Annotated in this window: 13 protein-coding genes; 3 read left to right on the top strand and 10 right to left on the bottom strand. The window is 54.3% G+C overall.

All coding sequences use genetic code 11. From position 1 onward, the window contains the following. Positions 1-103 precede the first annotated feature (103 nt). Positions 104-1,798 carry a CAP domain-containing protein gene (locus K1718_RS17290; protein ID WP_265681415.1) on the bottom strand — a complete coding sequence of 565 codons (1,695 nt, stop codon included), beginning with the start codon at positions 1,796-1,798 and terminating at the stop codon, positions 104-106. Between the two features lie 443 nt (positions 1,799-2,241). Here K1718_RS17290 and K1718_RS17295 point away from each other — a divergent pair, with 443 nt between their 5' ends. Next, positions 2,242-3,123, top strand: coding sequence for a DMT family transporter (locus K1718_RS17295; protein ID WP_152502141.1), 882 nt, complete (start codon positions 2,242-2,244; stop codon positions 3,121-3,123). 92 nt (positions 3,124-3,215) lie between these two features. On the opposite strand, the gene K1718_RS17300 is transcribed toward K1718_RS17295, so the two are convergent. The 3 genes from K1718_RS17300 to K1718_RS17310 all read right to left on the bottom strand — a co-directional run bounded on the left by K1718_RS17300 (position 3,216) and on the right by K1718_RS17310 (position 9,496). Further along, positions 3,216-6,782: a calcium-binding protein gene (locus K1718_RS17300; RefSeq protein WP_265681414.1), complete on the bottom strand. Its 3,567-nt coding sequence runs from the start codon at positions 6,780-6,782 to the stop codon at positions 3,216-3,218. Positions 6,783-6,816: 34 nt separating this feature from the next. Beyond that, complete coding sequence (locus K1718_RS17305; protein WP_265681413.1) at positions 6,817-7,287, bottom strand: toxin-activating lysine-acyltransferase; 471 nt, start codon at positions 7,285-7,287, stop codon at positions 6,817-6,819. 187 nt (positions 7,288-7,474) lie between these two features. Further along, a complete protein-coding gene (locus tag K1718_RS17310; protein WP_265681412.1) occupies positions 7,475-9,496 on the bottom strand; it encodes a sensor histidine kinase in 2,022 nt (673 codons plus the stop codon). Positions 9,497-9,499: 3 nt separating this feature from the next. Between K1718_RS17310 and K1718_RS17315 the strand changes: the two genes are divergently transcribed. After that, positions 9,500-10,153, top strand: a complete 654-nt coding sequence (locus tag K1718_RS17315; protein ID WP_152502145.1) for a LuxR C-terminal-related transcriptional regulator — start codon at positions 9,500-9,502, stop codon at positions 10,151-10,153. Positions 10,154-10,240: 87 nt separating this feature from the next. On the opposite strand, the gene K1718_RS17320 is transcribed toward K1718_RS17315, so the two are convergent. From K1718_RS17320 to K1718_RS17330, 3 genes are read right to left on the bottom strand one after another with little or no spacing between them, the layout of a single operon-like run. Continuing rightward, positions 10,241-11,305 (bottom strand): TRAP transporter substrate-binding protein, encoded by a 1,065-nt coding sequence (locus tag K1718_RS17320; RefSeq protein ID WP_265681411.1) that lies wholly within the window; start codon positions 11,303-11,305, stop codon positions 10,241-10,243. A gap of 12 nt (positions 11,306-11,317) precedes the next feature. Continuing rightward, on the bottom strand, positions 11,318-12,874 hold the full coding sequence (locus K1718_RS17325) for a TRAP transporter large permease (protein WP_265681410.1): 1,557 nt from the start codon (positions 12,872-12,874) through the stop codon (positions 11,318-11,320). Next, positions 12,871-13,344: a TRAP transporter small permease subunit gene (locus tag K1718_RS17330; protein ID WP_209006607.1), complete on the bottom strand. Its 474-nt coding sequence runs from the start codon at positions 13,342-13,344 to the stop codon at positions 12,871-12,873. Before K1718_RS17330 ends, K1718_RS17325 begins: the two co-directional genes overlap by 4 nt. 623 nt (positions 13,345-13,967) lie before the next feature. On the opposite strand from K1718_RS17330, the gene K1718_RS17335 reads away from it, so the two are divergent. Further along, positions 13,968-14,510: a peroxiredoxin gene (locus tag K1718_RS17335; RefSeq protein WP_265681409.1), complete on the top strand. Its 543-nt coding sequence runs from the start codon at positions 13,968-13,970 to the stop codon at positions 14,508-14,510. 63 nt (positions 14,511-14,573) lie between these two features. On the opposite strand, the gene cydX is transcribed toward K1718_RS17335, so the two are convergent. From cydX to K1718_RS17350, 3 genes are read right to left on the bottom strand one after another with little or no spacing between them, the layout of a single operon-like run. Next, on the bottom strand, positions 14,574-14,696 hold the full coding sequence (gene cydX / locus K1718_RS17340; RefSeq protein WP_152502149.1) for a cytochrome bd-I oxidase subunit CydX: 123 nt from the start codon (positions 14,694-14,696) through the stop codon (positions 14,574-14,576). A gap of 12 nt (positions 14,697-14,708) precedes the next feature. Next, the gene (gene cydB / locus K1718_RS17345) at positions 14,709-15,866 is read right to left on the bottom strand and encodes a cytochrome d ubiquinol oxidase subunit II (protein ID WP_265681408.1); all 1,158 of its coding nucleotides are present in this window, start codon (positions 15,864-15,866) and stop codon (positions 14,709-14,711) included. Between the two features lie 6 nt (positions 15,867-15,872). Continuing rightward, positions 15,873-17,474 carry a cytochrome ubiquinol oxidase subunit I gene (locus K1718_RS17350; protein ID WP_265681407.1) on the bottom strand — a complete coding sequence of 534 codons (1,602 nt, stop codon included), beginning with the start codon at positions 17,472-17,474 and terminating at the stop codon, positions 15,873-15,875. Positions 17,475-17,570: the final 96 nt, after the last annotated feature.

Genomic DNA, 17,570 nt, shown 5'->3' on the forward strand with positions numbered 1-17,570 from the left:
CTCGGTGAGAGGCTGAATTCATGCAAAGCCTGACAATCGATTTCTCAGCCTTGAGCGTTCGATATCGCAGAACCCGCTCCCTTAGAGCGGGTTCTGAAGCAGATCAGACGATCGCAAAATCGTCCGGCTGAAGGATAGTTCCGTCGGCAAAAACGAACTGGTCGAGATGCGCGCCCTGGTCATTGATCGTGATTTCACCTGGACTATCATCCCATGACAGGACCATGTTGTTGTCGCTGTCGCGCGAGGCATCAATGTCGGAGCGATTGAGATCTTTGAAGACCAGCTTGTCCGCGCCATTTCCCGCCAGTTCGACGATCTCTATTTTTCCGCCTTTGGATGTGACGACATAGGTGTCATTGCCGGAGCCACCGATAAGCTTCTGCAAGCCTCCTGCGGACGCTCCTGGCTCCAGTGTATCGTTGCCAGAACCACCTTTGAGGGTATCGTTTCCGGCATTGCCCTTGAGAATATCATTGCCACCACCGCCGTTCAGGAAATAGGCAACCTTGGCATCATCACCAACAACGCGGTCATCCTTGTCTGCGCCCTGAAATCTCTCAAAGCCGTACTTGGAGAGGGCTGCCGTGTTGAATTTCGATCCGGCCTCAACGACAAGCGTGTCGATGCCTGCGCCGCCGATGTCTCTTGGCGTGCCGTTGTCCCAGAACTTGTCGCCGCTGCCATAGAAGATGATGTCGTTTCCGGCACCACCTGCGACATCATCACGACCTGTGCCGCCTCTGATGTAATCATTGCCGGAATTTCCGCGGAGTATGTCGTTTCCAGCTCCACCGACAAGCCGATAATCGACATCGCTCTCGTTGCCGATGACGCGATCATTCTTCTCCGCGCCTACGAACCTTTCAAAACCATACCAGGACAGGCCTGAAGTGTTGAAAACCGAGCCCTTGTTGACGATCAACGTGTCGATGCCTGCGCCGCCAATGTCCTTCGGAACCCCATTCGTCCAAAAGTCATCGCCGTTGGTATAGTAGATTGTGTCGTTGCCGTTGGTTCCGACCGGAGGCGGTGTGGTGCTCCCGCCGCCTTCCGATCCGTCCTTGACGTCCAGCTTGACGTTCTTGCCCGAGATCGAGACAGTCTTTTCAATGGTACCGTCGATGCCGGAACCAGTAAACTTGGCTGTGTAGGAACCATCTGCCAATGCAATACTGTATCCACCGCCGGGATCTGTGGCTCGAGAGGCGACAGTTGCACCAGAGGAGTTGACAATCGTGACCGTAACGGAACCGAGCCCCTCACCCAGATCATAGGACTTGTCGCTGTCAGCATCATCAAAGACAACGCCCGTCACATAGTTTTTCTCTGTCCCAGCAAAGTTTTGTGTGGCGTAGCTGGTAGAATGGTCTGGCGAGTTCGGGTGGCCACCAATGGCATCACCAACACCGAGCACTGAATAATTCGCGCTCAGAATGTTGGCTCTATGGCCAGATGAATTCATCCAGCCTTCATGCATGTCCTCAATGATCTTTTGAGGCACATACTCGCCGGATATCGGCTTGGATTGATTAAAGGGATTGTAGGCGATGTTTTCGCCCATTGGATACTCGGTCCAGCCTTCAGCTTTCATCCTGTCCCATGGCTGGGATCCGCCTGCGCCCGTATGATCAAGAACGCGACCGGATGCCATCCAGTCGGAGTGCTTTTGAGCTGCCGAGTTAAGCTGTGCTTCGGATGCAAGTGGCTCGAGGCCTGCTGCCAGGCGTTCCTTGTTCACGAGTTCCAAAATCAGCTGTTCGCTCGAACTCAGTCTGTTCACCGGATTGTCGGCCATGATCTACCCTTTCCCGTTTCACGTAACGGGCCGCAGGCTCATGGCGAATTCTGGCAAAACAACCGCGGGATTGCGGAAGGTTTGGGCAATGCTGTGTCAGAAAAAATATCTCGCACAGCGTGTAGTTGGTGTTGTCAATGAAGATTGTCGACAGAACTGGATTGGTTGGCGGATTTCTGCCCTTCATTGGTGTACCAAAAGTCGGCAGTCGACCGAAACACCAGCCTGAAAAACGCTCAAACAAGCCTACAATTTAAGCAGGTTGCATAGATCAAAGAAGTTCGATTTTTCATTGAATTTCCAATTATTTACGCGTTTCTAGCCGGAACAATACAGGTCTGACTGTCTTCGCGACCACTGTTGAACGGACGCTTCATGCGCAAAGTGGCCTTGTCGCGGTTCATTGCCGGTGATTAGGTGCTTGCTCAGTCTGAGGGCAGCCCATGTCAACGGTCACAACACACTCCCAATCGCAAGTCAGCACCGGCATCTTGATGATGAGTGTCGGGGTTGCAAGTCTCTGTGTCAGCGACGCAATCGCGAAGGCCTTGACGGCGGATTATTCCCCAATCCAGATCATTTTCATCCGAAACATCATTGCACTTCCCTTTGCGGCACTCATCGCCCTACAGCTGGGCGGTCGCTCCGCGCTTGTGTCTCACCGGCCGATGGCTCATCTGTTGCGAGGCGTCCTCTGGCTCCTTGCTGCCGGGCTCTTTTTCACCAGCTTCATCTACCTTGGCCTTGCCGAAGCCACGACGCTCATATTTGCCATGCCAGTATTTGTGACAGCAATTTCGGCATTGCTTCTCAAGGAGCAAGTCGGGTGGCGCCGATGGACAGCGGTTCTTGCAGGATTTTTAGGCGTCCTGGTGGTCATCAGGCCAGGTTTCGGAACGTTTCAGGCAGCGTCGTTGCTGCCTCTTACTACCGCGTTCTTCTATGCCTTGCTGATGCTGAGCGCTCGCTGGGTTGATCCGCGCGAAAGCGTCTGGACGCTTATGCTTTATCTTGTTGGTGCAGGTGCGCTCCTGAGTGCATTGCTTCTGCCATTTGTGTGGGTACCACCGCGTCTTGAGGATATCTGGTTGTTCCTGGGCATCGCATTGTTCGGCACAGCCGGCATCACGTTGATGACACAAGCCTTCCGGTTTGCGCCGGCAGCGGTCGTTGCGCCGTTTGATTACACAGCCCTTCTTTGGGCAACGCTGCTCGGATGGTTGCTCTGGGAGGAGATACCTGATGTTGCGACATATGTTGGCGCTGTCATCATCATTGCCAGCGGCATTTATATCGTGTTGCGCGAGCGGCAACAGGAAGCATAACCTGAACTGTTGCTAGTGGAACTGTCCGGGCACAAACAGACAGGGACGATCGATTGACCGTCCCTGTCTGTGTTGTTCTTTGCCAATATGGATCAGATAAAATCCGTATCCGGAACAGAGACCTGAACCGCATTCGAGCCGTGTGCAAGTGCAGTTGTCAGGTCAGAGGCTACAGCCTCACCTTCAGCGCCCCCGAAGGAACCGAGAGTGTCGGCAGCTCCGTCAAGGAGGTTCATAATGTCCGCAGATGCAAACATCTCAGAGCCGATCGAGACACTGTCAGCACTCACGGCAACACCATCGTCCAAGTCCGGCTGGTCATAAATCGCCTTCAGGTCAAAGGCGAAACTGTCAGCTCCTTGAACAACCTTCAGCCATTCAACTGCGGTCGTGTCATCATCCATGCCGTAGACTGTAGCGACCGTCTTGTCCTCAACATGGATTGCCAGTTTGTCGGCCGTTTTCGTGAAGCTGAACGTATCCTCTTCAAATCCCAGGATTGTGAAGCTGCGCAATTCGATGACATCGTTGCCATCAGGTGCCTGGCTGATTTCATCGATTTGCGGGATGTCGACACCGAAGGATTCAAGGAAAGACTGGACACCATCGGTGGCGCGTTCGGCAATCTTTGCTTCGCCATCAGCCCAAATCGCATAGACATCGTCTCCGGCTTCACCTGACAGGAAACCCGTGCCGCCAAGAACGTCATCTCCGGCACCGCCCAAGGTGACATTGGCTTTGACTTCATAAGAACCGAAACCGTTAACACCAAATTCCGGGCTAAAGGCGGCAGCCACGTCGAGCACGCCTGAAACCGGTTCTGTGATGTCCTTGATAGCGCTTACCGTGCTTGTGAGTGCGGAACGGAAATCCTGAACCAGCGGTACATCGGAAAGCATGTCGTGGATCATGATCTTTGTGAAATCGACCACATCGAGAATAACGTCCGAACCAGCACCACCGGAATACAAGTTGCCGGCACTAATGGCTGCAATCTCGACAGGAGCGTCGTCATTGACTTCTTCGTTTAGCTCCAGGGAGTCAATCAGATCATCGAGGCTCTCGCCCGTGAGGATCAAATCGTCGCCGGCACCTCCCATTACCAGAGAGTTGGTATCGGCTGTCGCAAAGGCGATATCGTTGTCGTCGCCGCCATGGACAATCGTGCCGGGACCGCCTGCGATCATCAAATCTGCTCCGTCGCCACCAAGCTGTGCAGTCACGACCAATTCGTCCGGCAAGGCACCGGTCACGCTGGCCTTGCGGTTGCCGTTCGCATCCTTGTCGTTGCTGAATTCGAGTGTGGCCGCAGCTTCGTCGCCCAGGGAAACGCCAAGCATTATGTCGGTCCCTGCCCCGCCATACTGGAAGGAGACAGCTCCCTTAAATTGTGGAGCAATAACGGTGGCTGCCGACACCATGACATCTGAGCCGTCGCCACCGAACTGTGCCACGCCTTGACCGCCGCCAACGATGATATCATTACCGGCATCAGCGTATTGCAGCACACCGACACCACCGCCGATCATGACATCATTGCCTTGACCCATAACCTGTGTCGTCATGGCTCCAGCGCCAAAGGCAAAATCCTTGCCGGATCCGCCGAATTGGAGATTGTTGGTACCACCGCCGATCAGAACGTTGGTGCCGCCGCCTTCTGTTTCGAAATGCTCATCGAAATTCTCGATAACTTCAGCGAACTTGCCATCGTCAAAACCAAGATCTGACGGGATCGCGCTCCACAAATGGTCTCCAAACTGGATGTTGTTCGCGCCACCTGCCATCAGGAAGTCATGGCCGGAACCGCCAATCTGGATATTGGCACCACCAACCGCGAACAGTGCATCATCGCCGGCACCGCCATGTTGCAGGTTCAAGCCTGCCACGCCGACAAGAATGTCTTCACCATCGCCGCCGAACTGTCCGACATTGGTTCCAAGACCGAATATCTTGTCATCGCCGCCATCACCGAATTGCAGATTGCCGGCACCAGCGGCAGCCAACAGGTCTTCACCTTCACCGCCAAACTGAATGTTAGCCGCACCGAGCGCTTTCAGCTTGTCATCGCCCGCACCGCCGAACATTGTGTTGACGCCGCCCAGCGCGAACAAATCATCTTCGCCGTCACCGCCGTGAACAACATTCACACCACCAATCGCGGTTATCGTGTCGTTGCCATCATCACCGTGAAGAACATTGACGCCACCTGCAGCCTTGATTGTGTCGTTCCCTGTGCCGCCATTGGCAACGGTCGCACCCGCCACCGCTTCGATCAGATCGTCACCGGCATCGCCATGAATGACATTTGAAATGCCATATCCGTAGATGGCGTCATCATCCGCTCCACCGCTCATGACATTCGATGCGCCACGGCCTTCCATATGGTCTTCGCCATCTTCCCCATGCATCACATTGGATGCACCGCGACCATAGACTTCATCGTTGCCGTCACCGCCGCGCATGACATTGGAAAGGCCTTTGCCCTCCATCACGTCGGCGCCGTCGCCGCCATGCATGATATTGGAAGCGCCACGACCTTCCATGTGATCATTGCCAGCGTCGCCGTGCATCACATTGGAGGTGCCGTAACCAAACATCTCATCGTCGTGATTGCCACCGCGCATGATGTTCGATGCGCCACGGCCTTCCATATGATCTTCGCCGTCATTTCCGTTCATGACATTGGAGGCGCCATAGCCAAACATGTCGTCATTGCCGGTTCCACCGTGCATCACATTCGAAAGACCGTGGCCTTCAATGTGGTCATCGCCGCTGTCGCCGTGCATGACGTTTGAAGCGCCGTAGCCGTACATGTCATCGTCGTGATTGCCTCCGCGCATTTCATTCGATGCACCGCGGCCTTCCATATGGTCTTCACCGTCATTGCCGTTCATGACATTGGAAGCGCCATAGCCAAACATGTCATCGTTGCCGGTTCCGCCGTGCATCACATTTGAAAGACCATGGCCTTCCATGTGGTCGTCGCCGCTGTCGCCGTGCATGACGTTCGAAGCACCGTAACCGTACATCTTGTCATCATGAGCACCGCCATACATGACATTGGAAGCGCCACGACCTTCCATATGGTCGTTGCCGTCCTCCCCTTTCATCACATTGGAGGCTCCGTAACCCTTCATGGTGTCATTGCCGGTTCCACCGTACATCTTGTTGGAAGCGCCATAACCGTAAAGGCCGTCGTGGCCGGAGCCGCCTTTCATGATGTTGGTTGCGCCATATCCATAAAGACGGTCGTTGTAGCTGCCGCCGTCCATATCGTTCCAGATGCCGCGGCCGTACATATAGTCCGTGCCGGATTCGCCGCGCATGACGTTCTTGGCGCCATAACCGTAGAGATAATCCGTACCGGTTCCGCCATACATGCCATTGTAGCCGCCATAGCCATAAAGCTTGTCGGTGCCGCTTCCGCCATAAAGGTAATTTGTTGCGCCGTAGGCCTTGATCTTGTCGGTTCCGGAACCGCCATAGAGATAATTCAGTGGCGCCCAGCCTTCGATGTAATCATTGCCGGAACCGCCATAAAGCTTGTTGCGGATAGCTGAGTATCCATAAAGCTTGTCATTGCCGGAGCCGCCGTCCTTGTTGCCGTAAAGACCGTACAATTTGTATGTCTGATGAATGCTTTTTGAAGAAGAGCCCATTTTGAAAGTTCCTTAAAATAGAGAAATGAATGGATCACGCCGCAAAGGCGCGGGCTTTTACAGAACGGCCGTTTTGATCCAGTCCGGGATGCTGGACGATGCGCAGAACGCGGCCTTTTGCATCACGCCGGACCGAACGAAGCGCACGTTCGGGAAATACGGTCCGTTTCAGATCTCGCGCGGTCGCAAAACCGTCGCCAAAGGGCGCGATGAAATCGATCACCACCGGGTTGGAACCGTTGTTCCATTCCTCAGGGTCTGGGACGTGATTTTCGTGAAGAACAGCCCGTTCCGTTTTCTCGTCGAGCCAGGCCCAGGTTGCCAGTGCAACGGGCAGTCCGCCACGCCGCCAGATGCGAACCTGACCAAGCATAAGCGGCGGCAAGATGAGGCCTCCGACTTCGGCAATGGTACGGTCCTTGTGCAAGGCGCTTTCAGCCATTAGGGCCGTCGCCTCGCCAAGCATGGCAAACGTCACTTCCGGGGTGGGTTGCAATTGGGCCATTGTTTCAGCTCCTGACAGCGTTTCCGTTGTCAGAAAGCTAAGATCGGCCGGAATTACCCGGTATGGGGTAGATCCCCCAATCGCAGCCTTCGCATATGGATTTTGCAGCGATCGGGCTCAGTCACGCCGCGACCATGAGCGTCTCAGAAGCAGGCAACCCTTTTGCGGTTGCGATCCAGTTTCATTGTCAGCTCACGTCTACTGACGGAATTCGCAGCGAAAACACTGTCCCTCGCCCGGGTTCGGAAGACACATCAAGCACAAGACCGTTTTGCGCGGCCAAGTCCATGCAAATGGCAAGACCAAGGCCATGACCTTCGCTCTCTTCTCCCGATTGCCAGGCTCGTCTGAACTGTGCCAGTTCTACTTCACTCATGCCGGGTCCTGTGTCGACAACCTGCAAAAGCACGTGATCAGCCCGGCGTCTGATACCGGCGAGCACCCTGCCTCTTTCGGTATATTTGATAGCGTTCGACACCAGGTTCGAAGCAATGCGCATCAAGGCCAAAGGCTGAACTGAAATCATGGCACTGGATTCAACAATAACGAGGTCGAGGCCCTTTGAAGCGGCTTCGTCCCGAAACATTTGACCAACGGTCTCGAGGACCAGCGAAATCCCGTATGGTTCCGGATCTGGCTGCTCTCGCTCGTGGTCTCTTTCTGTGCTCTCTTCCATGACCTTCGGGCGAGCATCCTCAAGATGCTCCAAGGCAAGATTCTGAATATAGTCGAAAGCTTCGTGCAGACGCTCGCGTGTGGCACTTGTTTCATCGCGCGTCATTGCCTCAACCGTCATGCGAAGCGCGCTCAAGGGTTGCTTGATATCGTGTGACATGGTCGCCAACTGGAGCTGGCGCTTCTCGGCCAATTCGCGAATACGCGAATAGTTCTGTTCGGCTTTCAGCAGTTCCCGCGCGGCATCCGCTTCCTTGCGGACGGCTTCAATTTCCCTGTCCAGCGCTCTTGCATGTTCGCGCCGCAATTCGACGAGCCCGGTGGAAAGACCTGCCATAACGCCAAATGCCAATGTGGCGTAGACACCCTTTATGAACCAAGGAATGGAGATCTCCGCGATGCCCATACGAAAAATCGCCAGAACAATCACCAGGGTGAAACCCGCAATTGTGACTGAAGTGACCCAGCGAACCACCCGCTTGCGTGCGCCATTGAAAGCGTCCCAGTGAAAAACGGCATAGACCTGCGCAAGCAGCATGCCTGCAAGGAGAACATATGAAAATTGCGCCATGAATTCGGCTGGAAGGATGAATACAAGGATGATCGCACCAAGTGCTCCAGCACCCGCCCAGGACAATTGCATGTGGAAGCGTTGCCGGCTGGAATACCGCTGCAGCGACAACCCTGCACAATAGTAGCCCTGAGCGATCACCAGGAGCAGCAGGACAAGCCCCACTGACAGATGAATGTCAGGTAGATCAGGATGGAGCCAACGGTAGGGAAAATTGTCCAGATAAGCGACAAACCCGAGACCCAGCATCAGGAGCAACGCATAGGAAAATTCCACAACGCTCTTCATTGCGATGCTGAAGACGAAAAAGAATATCAGGCAAGAGCCGAGAAAGGCATAAAAGCCAGCAAGCTTCAGTCCACTCGCGAATGCATTTTCCTGATGAAAGGCTGGCGGCTCCAGGACGAAATCGACTTCCTCAATAGCGCCGTGAACCATTCGTGTGGCGAGCACTGCTTCTTCACCCGGGCCAAGAACAATCGAAAGGCTGCGAAGGCGAGACATGCTGTAGTCGTCTGGATTGAACGCGCGGCGAATGTCGTGTTCGAGGAGCTGTTCGACAGTTCCATCCGGCCTGATGAGGTGAACGTCGAGCGCAATCAAGCCGTAGATATCGGAAGCCAGGACCCAGCTAGAGTGGGCCTGATCAGGGATCCGTTCAGGGCCCTTCAGAGCAAGTAGTCCCCAGATCCCCTGATAAGGAACGACCTTCGCTGCAACGCCTTCGAAGCTGACCGACAAACCGCCATCTTTGAATTGGGCTGCAAGCTCGGCAAGCGCCTGCTTCCTGTCTTCCGCAAAGCCCATGAATTCACCGACATTTTCGACAGGCCGGTTGTGTTTGAGTTCCAGTGTTTGCGGTGCGGCTGACGCTGCAACGGTTGCGAAAACAACACTCAAGCAGACAAGGAAATATGCTATGACTGCTCTCACACCGTCCCCTTCACCTTTTTGGTCGAGCATACATTGTCGCAGTCCCGCTTTCATGCCGTAATTGCTGATGACCATGCAATTGTCCGAGCCGGATTGCGCAGTGCCCTTGAAACTCCAGGCACCGTCGAGCCAGACGGTATAGAAGTCGTTGCTGAAGCCAGCGACGGATTGCAGGCGATTGCAGCGCTTCGGCAGCACCGTCCTACATTGCTAATTCTGGATGTCCAGATGCCGCATGCTGGCGGGTTGGAAGTACTTGTGGAGGCAAGGCGCTGGTCGCCGGAGACAAAAGTCGTTGTGCTGACCGGCGTTTCAGCCATCGGCAAGATTGGTGAGTTGGTGGCCAGCGGCGTTGATGGGCTTTTTTCTAAAAGCGAAGACCATGATGAGCTAATCCGTAAGCTGCCGAACATCTTGCGCGGGCATCGCCACATTGCAACGCGTTTTGAAACTTTGCTTGAGGATGCTCCGGATGTGCCGATACTGTCTGATCGCGAACGGCAAACTCTCAATTTGATTGTCTCAGGCCGATCCAACAAGGAAATTGCCGATACACTTGGCATCAGTGCCAAAACAGTCGACCGCCACCGCACCAATCTCATGAAGAAACTTGATGTTCATTCCGTTGCGCAGCTGATTGCCTATGCCCTGCGCGAAGGCCTGATTGACCCTTCTGTCGAGCTGTAACGCCCAATATGCGCACTGGCTATTGGGTCAAACGCGAACGACCCCGCGCGTCCGTATCGCGGGATCGTTTCCTTCCGGGATGCGTTATCAGACTCGTTGAGTAAACGTCGCGGCCTTGACCTCAATCGCGTAGTCCTTTGCCAGAGCAAGGAACGCGTCATAGCTTTCTTGTACTTCGGCAAATTTCGGGTTGGCAGCAGCATTTTCGGCCATGACCTCTGAGACAGCCGGTTTGAGCGCTGCCATCACATCCTCAGGGAATGCGGCAAAAGTCACGCCATCGTCCTTGAGTTTTTTCATGGCGACGGCGTTGAAATAATCAAACTGCGCCGTGGTTTCGACCGAAACGGCCTCCGCAGCGTTGGCAATCACTGCCTGCAGATGCGCCGGCAGACCATCATAGGCATCTTGGTTGACAACGATTTCCAAGGCAGCAGACGGCTCGTGGAAGGCCGGGACATAACAGTATTTGGCAACCTTCTGCAGACCAAAGGCCTGATCGAGCATGGGCCCGACCCATTCTGCCGCATCAATGGCGCCCGACTGGAAAGACGGAAAAATTTCCGGAGGCGGCAAGAGCACCGCATTGACACCAAGCTTGCGCATAGCTTCACCGCCGAGACCAGCGATACGCATGTTGAGGCCTGAGAGATCGTCGAGGCTTTCCACCGGGTTCTTGAACCAGCCTGCGGCCTGTACTCCGGAACTGCCGGAATAGAAGGGTTTCAGACCACGTTCCGCATAAATGCTATCCCAAAGATCCTGACCACCGCCGTATCGCAGCCAAGCAGTGGTTTCCACTGCAGTCATGCCGAAAGGTACCGCTGAGAAGAAGTGCAAGGCCGAGTTTTTCGATGCCGCATAATAAGGCGTTGAATGGCCGATTTCAGCGGTTCCCTGCTCCACCGCATCTTCAACACCAAACGGTGGCACCAGCTCACCACCGGAAAAGACCTTCAGGGTTAACTGACCATCTGACATTGCCGCAACGCGTTCAGCAAAAGATGTCACATTGGTGCCAACACCGGGTGCCTTTGCAGGAAAGGAGGTCGGTAATTTCCACTCGACCTTGCCCTGTGCAATCGCCGGGGCAGACAGCATGGTTGCGGGCGCAGCAACGGCACCGACCTTCAGGAAATCGCGTCTTTTCATTTCAACTTCTCCTCAAAACAAAACAGCGGGCAGCCAGGTGGCAAGCACCGGAAACGCAACGACTACGGCAAGCGCCAGCAATTGAATTGCGACAAACGGAATAACCGCAACGTAAATGTCAGACGTTCGGATTTCCGCCGGGGCCACAGATCTAAAGTAAAAGAGCGCAAAACCGAAGGGCGGCGTCAAGAAGGATGTTTGCAGGTTGAGCGCAATCAGCACAGCAAACCAGACCGGGCTTATGTCCGATTGCAGGATGATCGGCCCGACAATTGGCACGACAATGAAGATGATTTCGACAAATTCCAGGATGAATCCCAGGAGGAATATGACCAGAAGCGTCAAAACAAGCATGCCATAAGCGCCGCCGGGCAATGCCTGCAAAACTTCGGCGACGTGCTCATCTCCGTCAAAACCGCGAAAGACCAGCGACAGAATGCTGGCAGCGATCACGATGCCGAAGATCATGCCCGTAATCGACACAGTTTCACGCAGTGCAGGTATCAAAACATCTTTCTTCAGAAGCGAATTTGCAGCAGCCAACAACAGACAGAAAGCCAACAACATCAAGGCAACGGAAACAATCGTTGTGCCCGACCACACGATCTTGCCGCCGGCAAATTCAAGGCCAAAGACGCCTGCTCTGCGCAAAACCAAAAGCAGAAGGGCCAATATTGCACACGCAATTGCAAGACGTGCGGCGGGACCTCCCCGGCCTGAGGCGGCGATCAATACGGCGCCAGCCACCCCAACAGATGCGGCTTCGGTGGGCGTTGCAACGCCAACAAGAATGCTACCAAGAACTGCGACGATCAATCCGAGTGTCGGAGCAATGCTTCCAATCAATTCAAGGACCGAGACTTTGTTTTCGTCCGCATTCGACCGGTCTGCCGCAGGAGTGCCGCGTAAGCGAAAAAGGACATAAGCGGCGTAAAGCAAGACAAGTAAAAGCCCGGGCAGCAGCGCGCCAGCGAACAGATCCCCAACTGTAACGGGGTCCGGAGCAAAATTTCCGGCCTCCTGCTGCGCCTCGAAATAGGCATTGGAAATCTGGTCACCCAAAAGAATGAGGACAATTGAAGGCGGGATGATCTGGCCCAATGTGCCGCTTGCACAGATCAACCCGGCACTCATGTGCTTGTTGATGCCCGACGACAGAAGCGCCGGGAGTGTGATTGTGCCCAGCATAACAATAGTCGCGCCGATGATGCCCGTAGACGCTGCAATCAACGCACTCACCAAAATGACGGCGAGAGCAAGCGACCCTTGATTGCCACCCAACGCATTCGTCAGGCTCTTGAGCATTTTCTCGGCCTGCCGCGATTTCTCCAACAAGAGGCCCATGAACACGAAGAGTGGCACAGCAAGCAGCAACGGATTGGACATGACCCCGAAGACACGCTGCGGCGCAGCTTGAAAAAAAACGAGATCGAATTGGCCGAAAGCGGCAGCAAGCAATGCGACAAGGGTGGGTGCTCCGGCAATGGCCAGCAGAACCGGGACACCGGACAAAATGCAGCCGAAAACGGCCATGGCCATTATGAGCAACCAGACAACATCCATGCTCATTTGAAGGCCTGCCGGACAGCGCCGATCAGTCTCTGAAGGCAATGGAGGATCACAAGCGCCGGCAAAATCAGCAAGCAGGTCTTGACCAGAAACAATCCTGGGAGCCCTCCTGTTTCCGGCGAGCCCTCCAGAATGACCCAGGAGCTCTTCACCAGCGGGAATGCCGCCCAAAGCATGATGCCGAAAACCGGAAGCGCAAGAAGAAGATCTCCGAGCCAGTCTATGCGTCGATTGACGGCGTCGTCCCATTTTTGGCGAAAGACATCAACACGCACGTGATTTCCCCCGTCAAATGCAACGATAACCGACAAGGCAACCAGAGACGCAAAGGCATAATTGACCGCATCCTGTATTTCCAAAAAACCGAAACCCAAGAGGTAACGCATCAAGACAATCAGCAGCTGTCCCAGAAAAACAGTTGCGGTGAGCACCATGCAAATCCATCGGACGGTATTGAAAATCCCTCGCATCAAAAGTCCGTTCCAATAACTTCCGTCCAACAATGCACTCGATTGACTCTTTTGATCCGGCGCTCAAATCGGGTGCAGATTAGTCGCCTGATTTGGTCATGTATAGAAGCATTTACTTTCGCAGCCACGATAACCCCCAGGCGAAAATAGGCTCCTGCGGCGTGAAAATCCTACACACCGTTATATCTCTTTTGTTCACACACCCGGGCTTCATGAGATCAGGTCCCGGCAATCCAGTCTGAAACCAACGTCGCATTCGACTGTCGCCTGACTGAATTTCTATTTGGTCACCGAAAGGAGAAAGTTTGCGTCGCAAAAACTCAACAACCAATCTTAGCTGCTTGAATGGTCTGAAGATTGTGACACGCATTCAGGCGCAGGAATTTTTTTGGATAGATTTCAGAATCTTAAAAAGAAATTTGACGCTCTATTTCCACAACTTTGACTATCATGAACTCACTTTGACTCCTTGCTGCGCCGCAGCAATTACGATAACCAAATTGGCAAGGTGCCGTCATCACCGCGCGGCCACTGCGCTCCTTTCTCCTCCTAAAGCAAAGTGGCTTCCTCCCAGCGGAAATCCGGCATCTTCCGGTTTTTGAATTCATTCAGGAGTCCCTTCAATGCTCGGCAAAAAAATTCCTTTCGTTACATTTCGCACCCGTGTTCGCGACGATTCAATCGATGGACCTAACCCCTTTCGTTGGGAAGACAAAACCAGCGAGGACTATTTCAAGGGCAAAAGGGTCGTCCTGTTTTCCCTTCCAGGTGCATTCACGCCAACCTGCTCCACGTTTCAGCTCCCCGATTTTGAGAAACTCTATGCCGACTTCCAAGCCGAAGGTGTCGACGAAATCTACTGTGTATCGGTGAACGACGCGTTCGTTATGAATGCCTGGGCCAAGGCGCAGGGCGTGAACAGCGTCAAAGTTATTCCTGATGGATCCGGCGAGTTCACGCGCAAGATGGGCATGCTCGTCGCCAAAGACAATCTTGGCTTTGGAATGCGTTCGTGGAGGTATGGCGCCATTGTCAACGATGGTGTTGTCGAACAATGGTTTGAAGAAGAAGGCTTCTCCGACAATTGCGAGAGCGACCCCTACGGTCTGTCTTCCCCGCAAAACATTCTTGAATCCTTGCGCGCCGACAAAGTCAAAGCCGCATAAATCAGAACAGGCTTCTATCTGCTTGTTCAAAGCCCCGGATTGAGAGATCCGGGGCTTTTTTGTCTATCGTCTCAGGTCTTCCTGTCGCCGACGCTCGTCTTCACTTCGCAGTTCCAGCCACATGGCATTCAGGATTGCGAGGCAACACGCCAACGGCATCCCGAGGATCCAGGCAAAATACCACATCAGGTCATCTCCTCAGTAGGCCGTGTGATTGTCGCGTTCGATGGTTTCCTCATCCACCTTGCCCCACAGGACCTTGTAGACCCAGGCCGTGTACACGAGGATCATAGGCAGGAAGATCAAGGTCGCCACCAACATGTTGAACAGTGTTCGATGTGTCGACGACGCATCCCAGACCGTCAGGCTGGCTTCAGGTTGAACCGAAGATGGCAGTATGAAGGGAAACATGGATACACCGACGGTGGATATGATCCCGACGACCGCTGACTTGGAAAACAGAAAGATCGGCATTTCCAGTCGTGTCTGCAGGAGCAACATTGTGCCCAGCATGCCGACAAAACCGAGCCCTGGTGCAAGCCAGAGGATGGGATGCGCCGCGTAGTTGATCATCCATGCACCGCTTTCCGTGACGGCTTGTTTGGCCAGCGGGTTGGCCTGCATGTTCGGGTCAACCTCCGAGGTGATCCGGAAGCCTTCGACATAACCGCTGGCGATGAGATAACCACCGAGCGCAAACAGAACGATACCCAAAGCAGATGCAAGCGTGCCGAACCGCCGAGCGCGTGCCGCAATGTCTCCCGAGGCCCGCATTACGAGCCAAACCGAACCGTGCATCACGAGCATCGCGACAGACAACAAGCCACAAAGAAGGGAGAATGGTGAAAACAGGCCAAAGAACGACCCTTCATAAGTCATGCGCAGGTCAGAATCGAGGCTGAACGGAACACCCAGCAACACATTGCCAACGGCAACGCCGAAGACCAGCGCAGGCACGAATGAACCGGTAAACAGCGCCCAATCCCAGGCAGTGCGCCATGAGGGGTCCGGCCGTTTCGACCGGTATTTGAAGGCGACAGGCCTGAGGATCATGGCTGCAAGCACGATGAACATCGCGAGATAGAAACCTGAGAAGCTGATCGCATAAAGCGGCGGCCAGGCAGCGAAGATCGCACCGCCTCCCAGGATAAACCAGACCTGATTGCCTTCCCAGGTCGGGCCAATCGTATTGATTACGACACGCCGTTCGATGTCGCTCTCAGCGATAAAGGGCAGCAAGGCTCCAACACCCATGTCAAAACCGTCCGTGACGGCAAAGCCGATCAGCAGAATGCCGAGAAGCAGCCACCAGATCATCTTTAGTACCGAGTAATCGATCAATTCATAAAGGATCATCGTGTCTTACTCCGCAGGAACGGTGGCTGAAGACGGAACCGGTTGTAGGGATGGCGGCGGAGCCACAGCCTCCTCCCCGTCTTCAGGTCCGATCTTGATATATTTGATCATCAGGCTGATCTCAATCACCAGAAGTGTGGTGTAGAGGAGGATGAACCCTGCCAACGTCAGTAGAACTTCGGTTACCGAAAGACTGGAAACACCCGCCGACGTCGGCAGCATACTTTCGATGATCCACGGTTGGCGGCCATATTCGGCAACAAACCAGCCCATTTCACACGCGATCCAGGGCAATGGGATCGACCAGACTGCAACATGCAGCAGCCAGCGGCGCTTTTCACGCAGCGTGTCCAGTTTCCCAGACGACGAATAGTAAAAGAACACAGCCGTCAGCAAGATGAAGAAAAAGCCACACGCGACCATGATGCGGAATGCATAGAACATCGGCAGCACATTTGGCACTGTCGACCAGGCAGCAGCGTCAACCTGCTCCGTCGTTGCCTCCATCGGATTGTCCGTGAAAGGCAGAAGCAAATAGGCATAACCAAGTGAGTTTGCGTTCTGGCTGAAAGTTTCGCGCAGTTCCTCGCTCGCCTCAGCCGGATTTTCACGTATCTTCTGAAGCGCATCCCAGGCAATTGCCCCCTGCCGGATCCGATCCTTGGAGCGATCCACCAGATCGTTGATACCCGGAATGACAGTGTCGAGTGACCGCGTTGCAATCAGACCCATCACGTAAGGCACTTCGATAGCGAAAATATTCTCCCGCTTTTCCATGTCGGGCCAGGCAACCACATTGAATGCTGCAGGAGCCGGCTCCGTTTCCCACATGGCCTCAATGGTGGCGAGTTTCATTTGCTGGTTCAGGTTGGCCTCATAGCCGCTTTCGTCACCCAGGACGACGACTGACAATGCGGAGGCAAAGCCGAAGGCCGAGGCAATGGCGAGTGAGCGTTTGGCGATCTGCAAATGCCGCCCTCGAAGCATGTACCAGCATGAAATGCCGATCATGAACATGGCAGCGGTTACATAACCTGCCGAAACCGTGTGAACGAACTTCGCCTGTGCAACGGGATTGAACAGCACGTCGAAGAAACTGCTGACCTCCATGCGCATGGTATCTGGGTTGAAGATTGCCCCAACGGGATGCTGCATCCAGCCATTGGCGATCAAGATCCAAAGCGCCGAAAAGTTCGTCCCAAAGGCGACAGCCCAGGTGGCGGCAAGGTGTTGGCGCTTGGAGAGCCTGTCCCAACCAAAGAAGAACAGGCCGACGAAAGTTGCCTCCAAGAAGAAGGCCATCAGCCCTTCGATGGCAAGTGGTGCGCCGAATACATCGCCAACGTACTGACTGAAATAGGCCCAGTTCATTCCGAACTGGAATTCCATGGTCAGGCCCGTTGCAACGCCAAGGACAAAATTGATTCCGAAGAGCGTTCCCCAGAATTTGACCATGCGTTTCCAGATCTCGCGCCCGGTCATGACATAGACCGTTTCCATGGTCGCGAGCAGTATGGAAAGGCCAATCGTCAAAGGAACGAACAAAAAGTGGTAGAGCGCTGTCATGGCGAACTGAAGCCGGGACAGGTCAACGACGCTTAGTTCCATCGTATTCCCCCTTTTCGGGCCCTAGCGGCCCGAGCACGAAGCTTAGGATGAAAACTCACGTCACAAGCCGGTGCGGCAAGGCATCCCTGTCGAAGT

Origin of the sequence: Roseibium porphyridii (assembly GCF_026191725.2) — a bacterium.
Taxonomy (GTDB): domain Bacteria; phylum Pseudomonadota; class Alphaproteobacteria; order Rhizobiales; family Stappiaceae; genus Roseibium; species Roseibium porphyridii.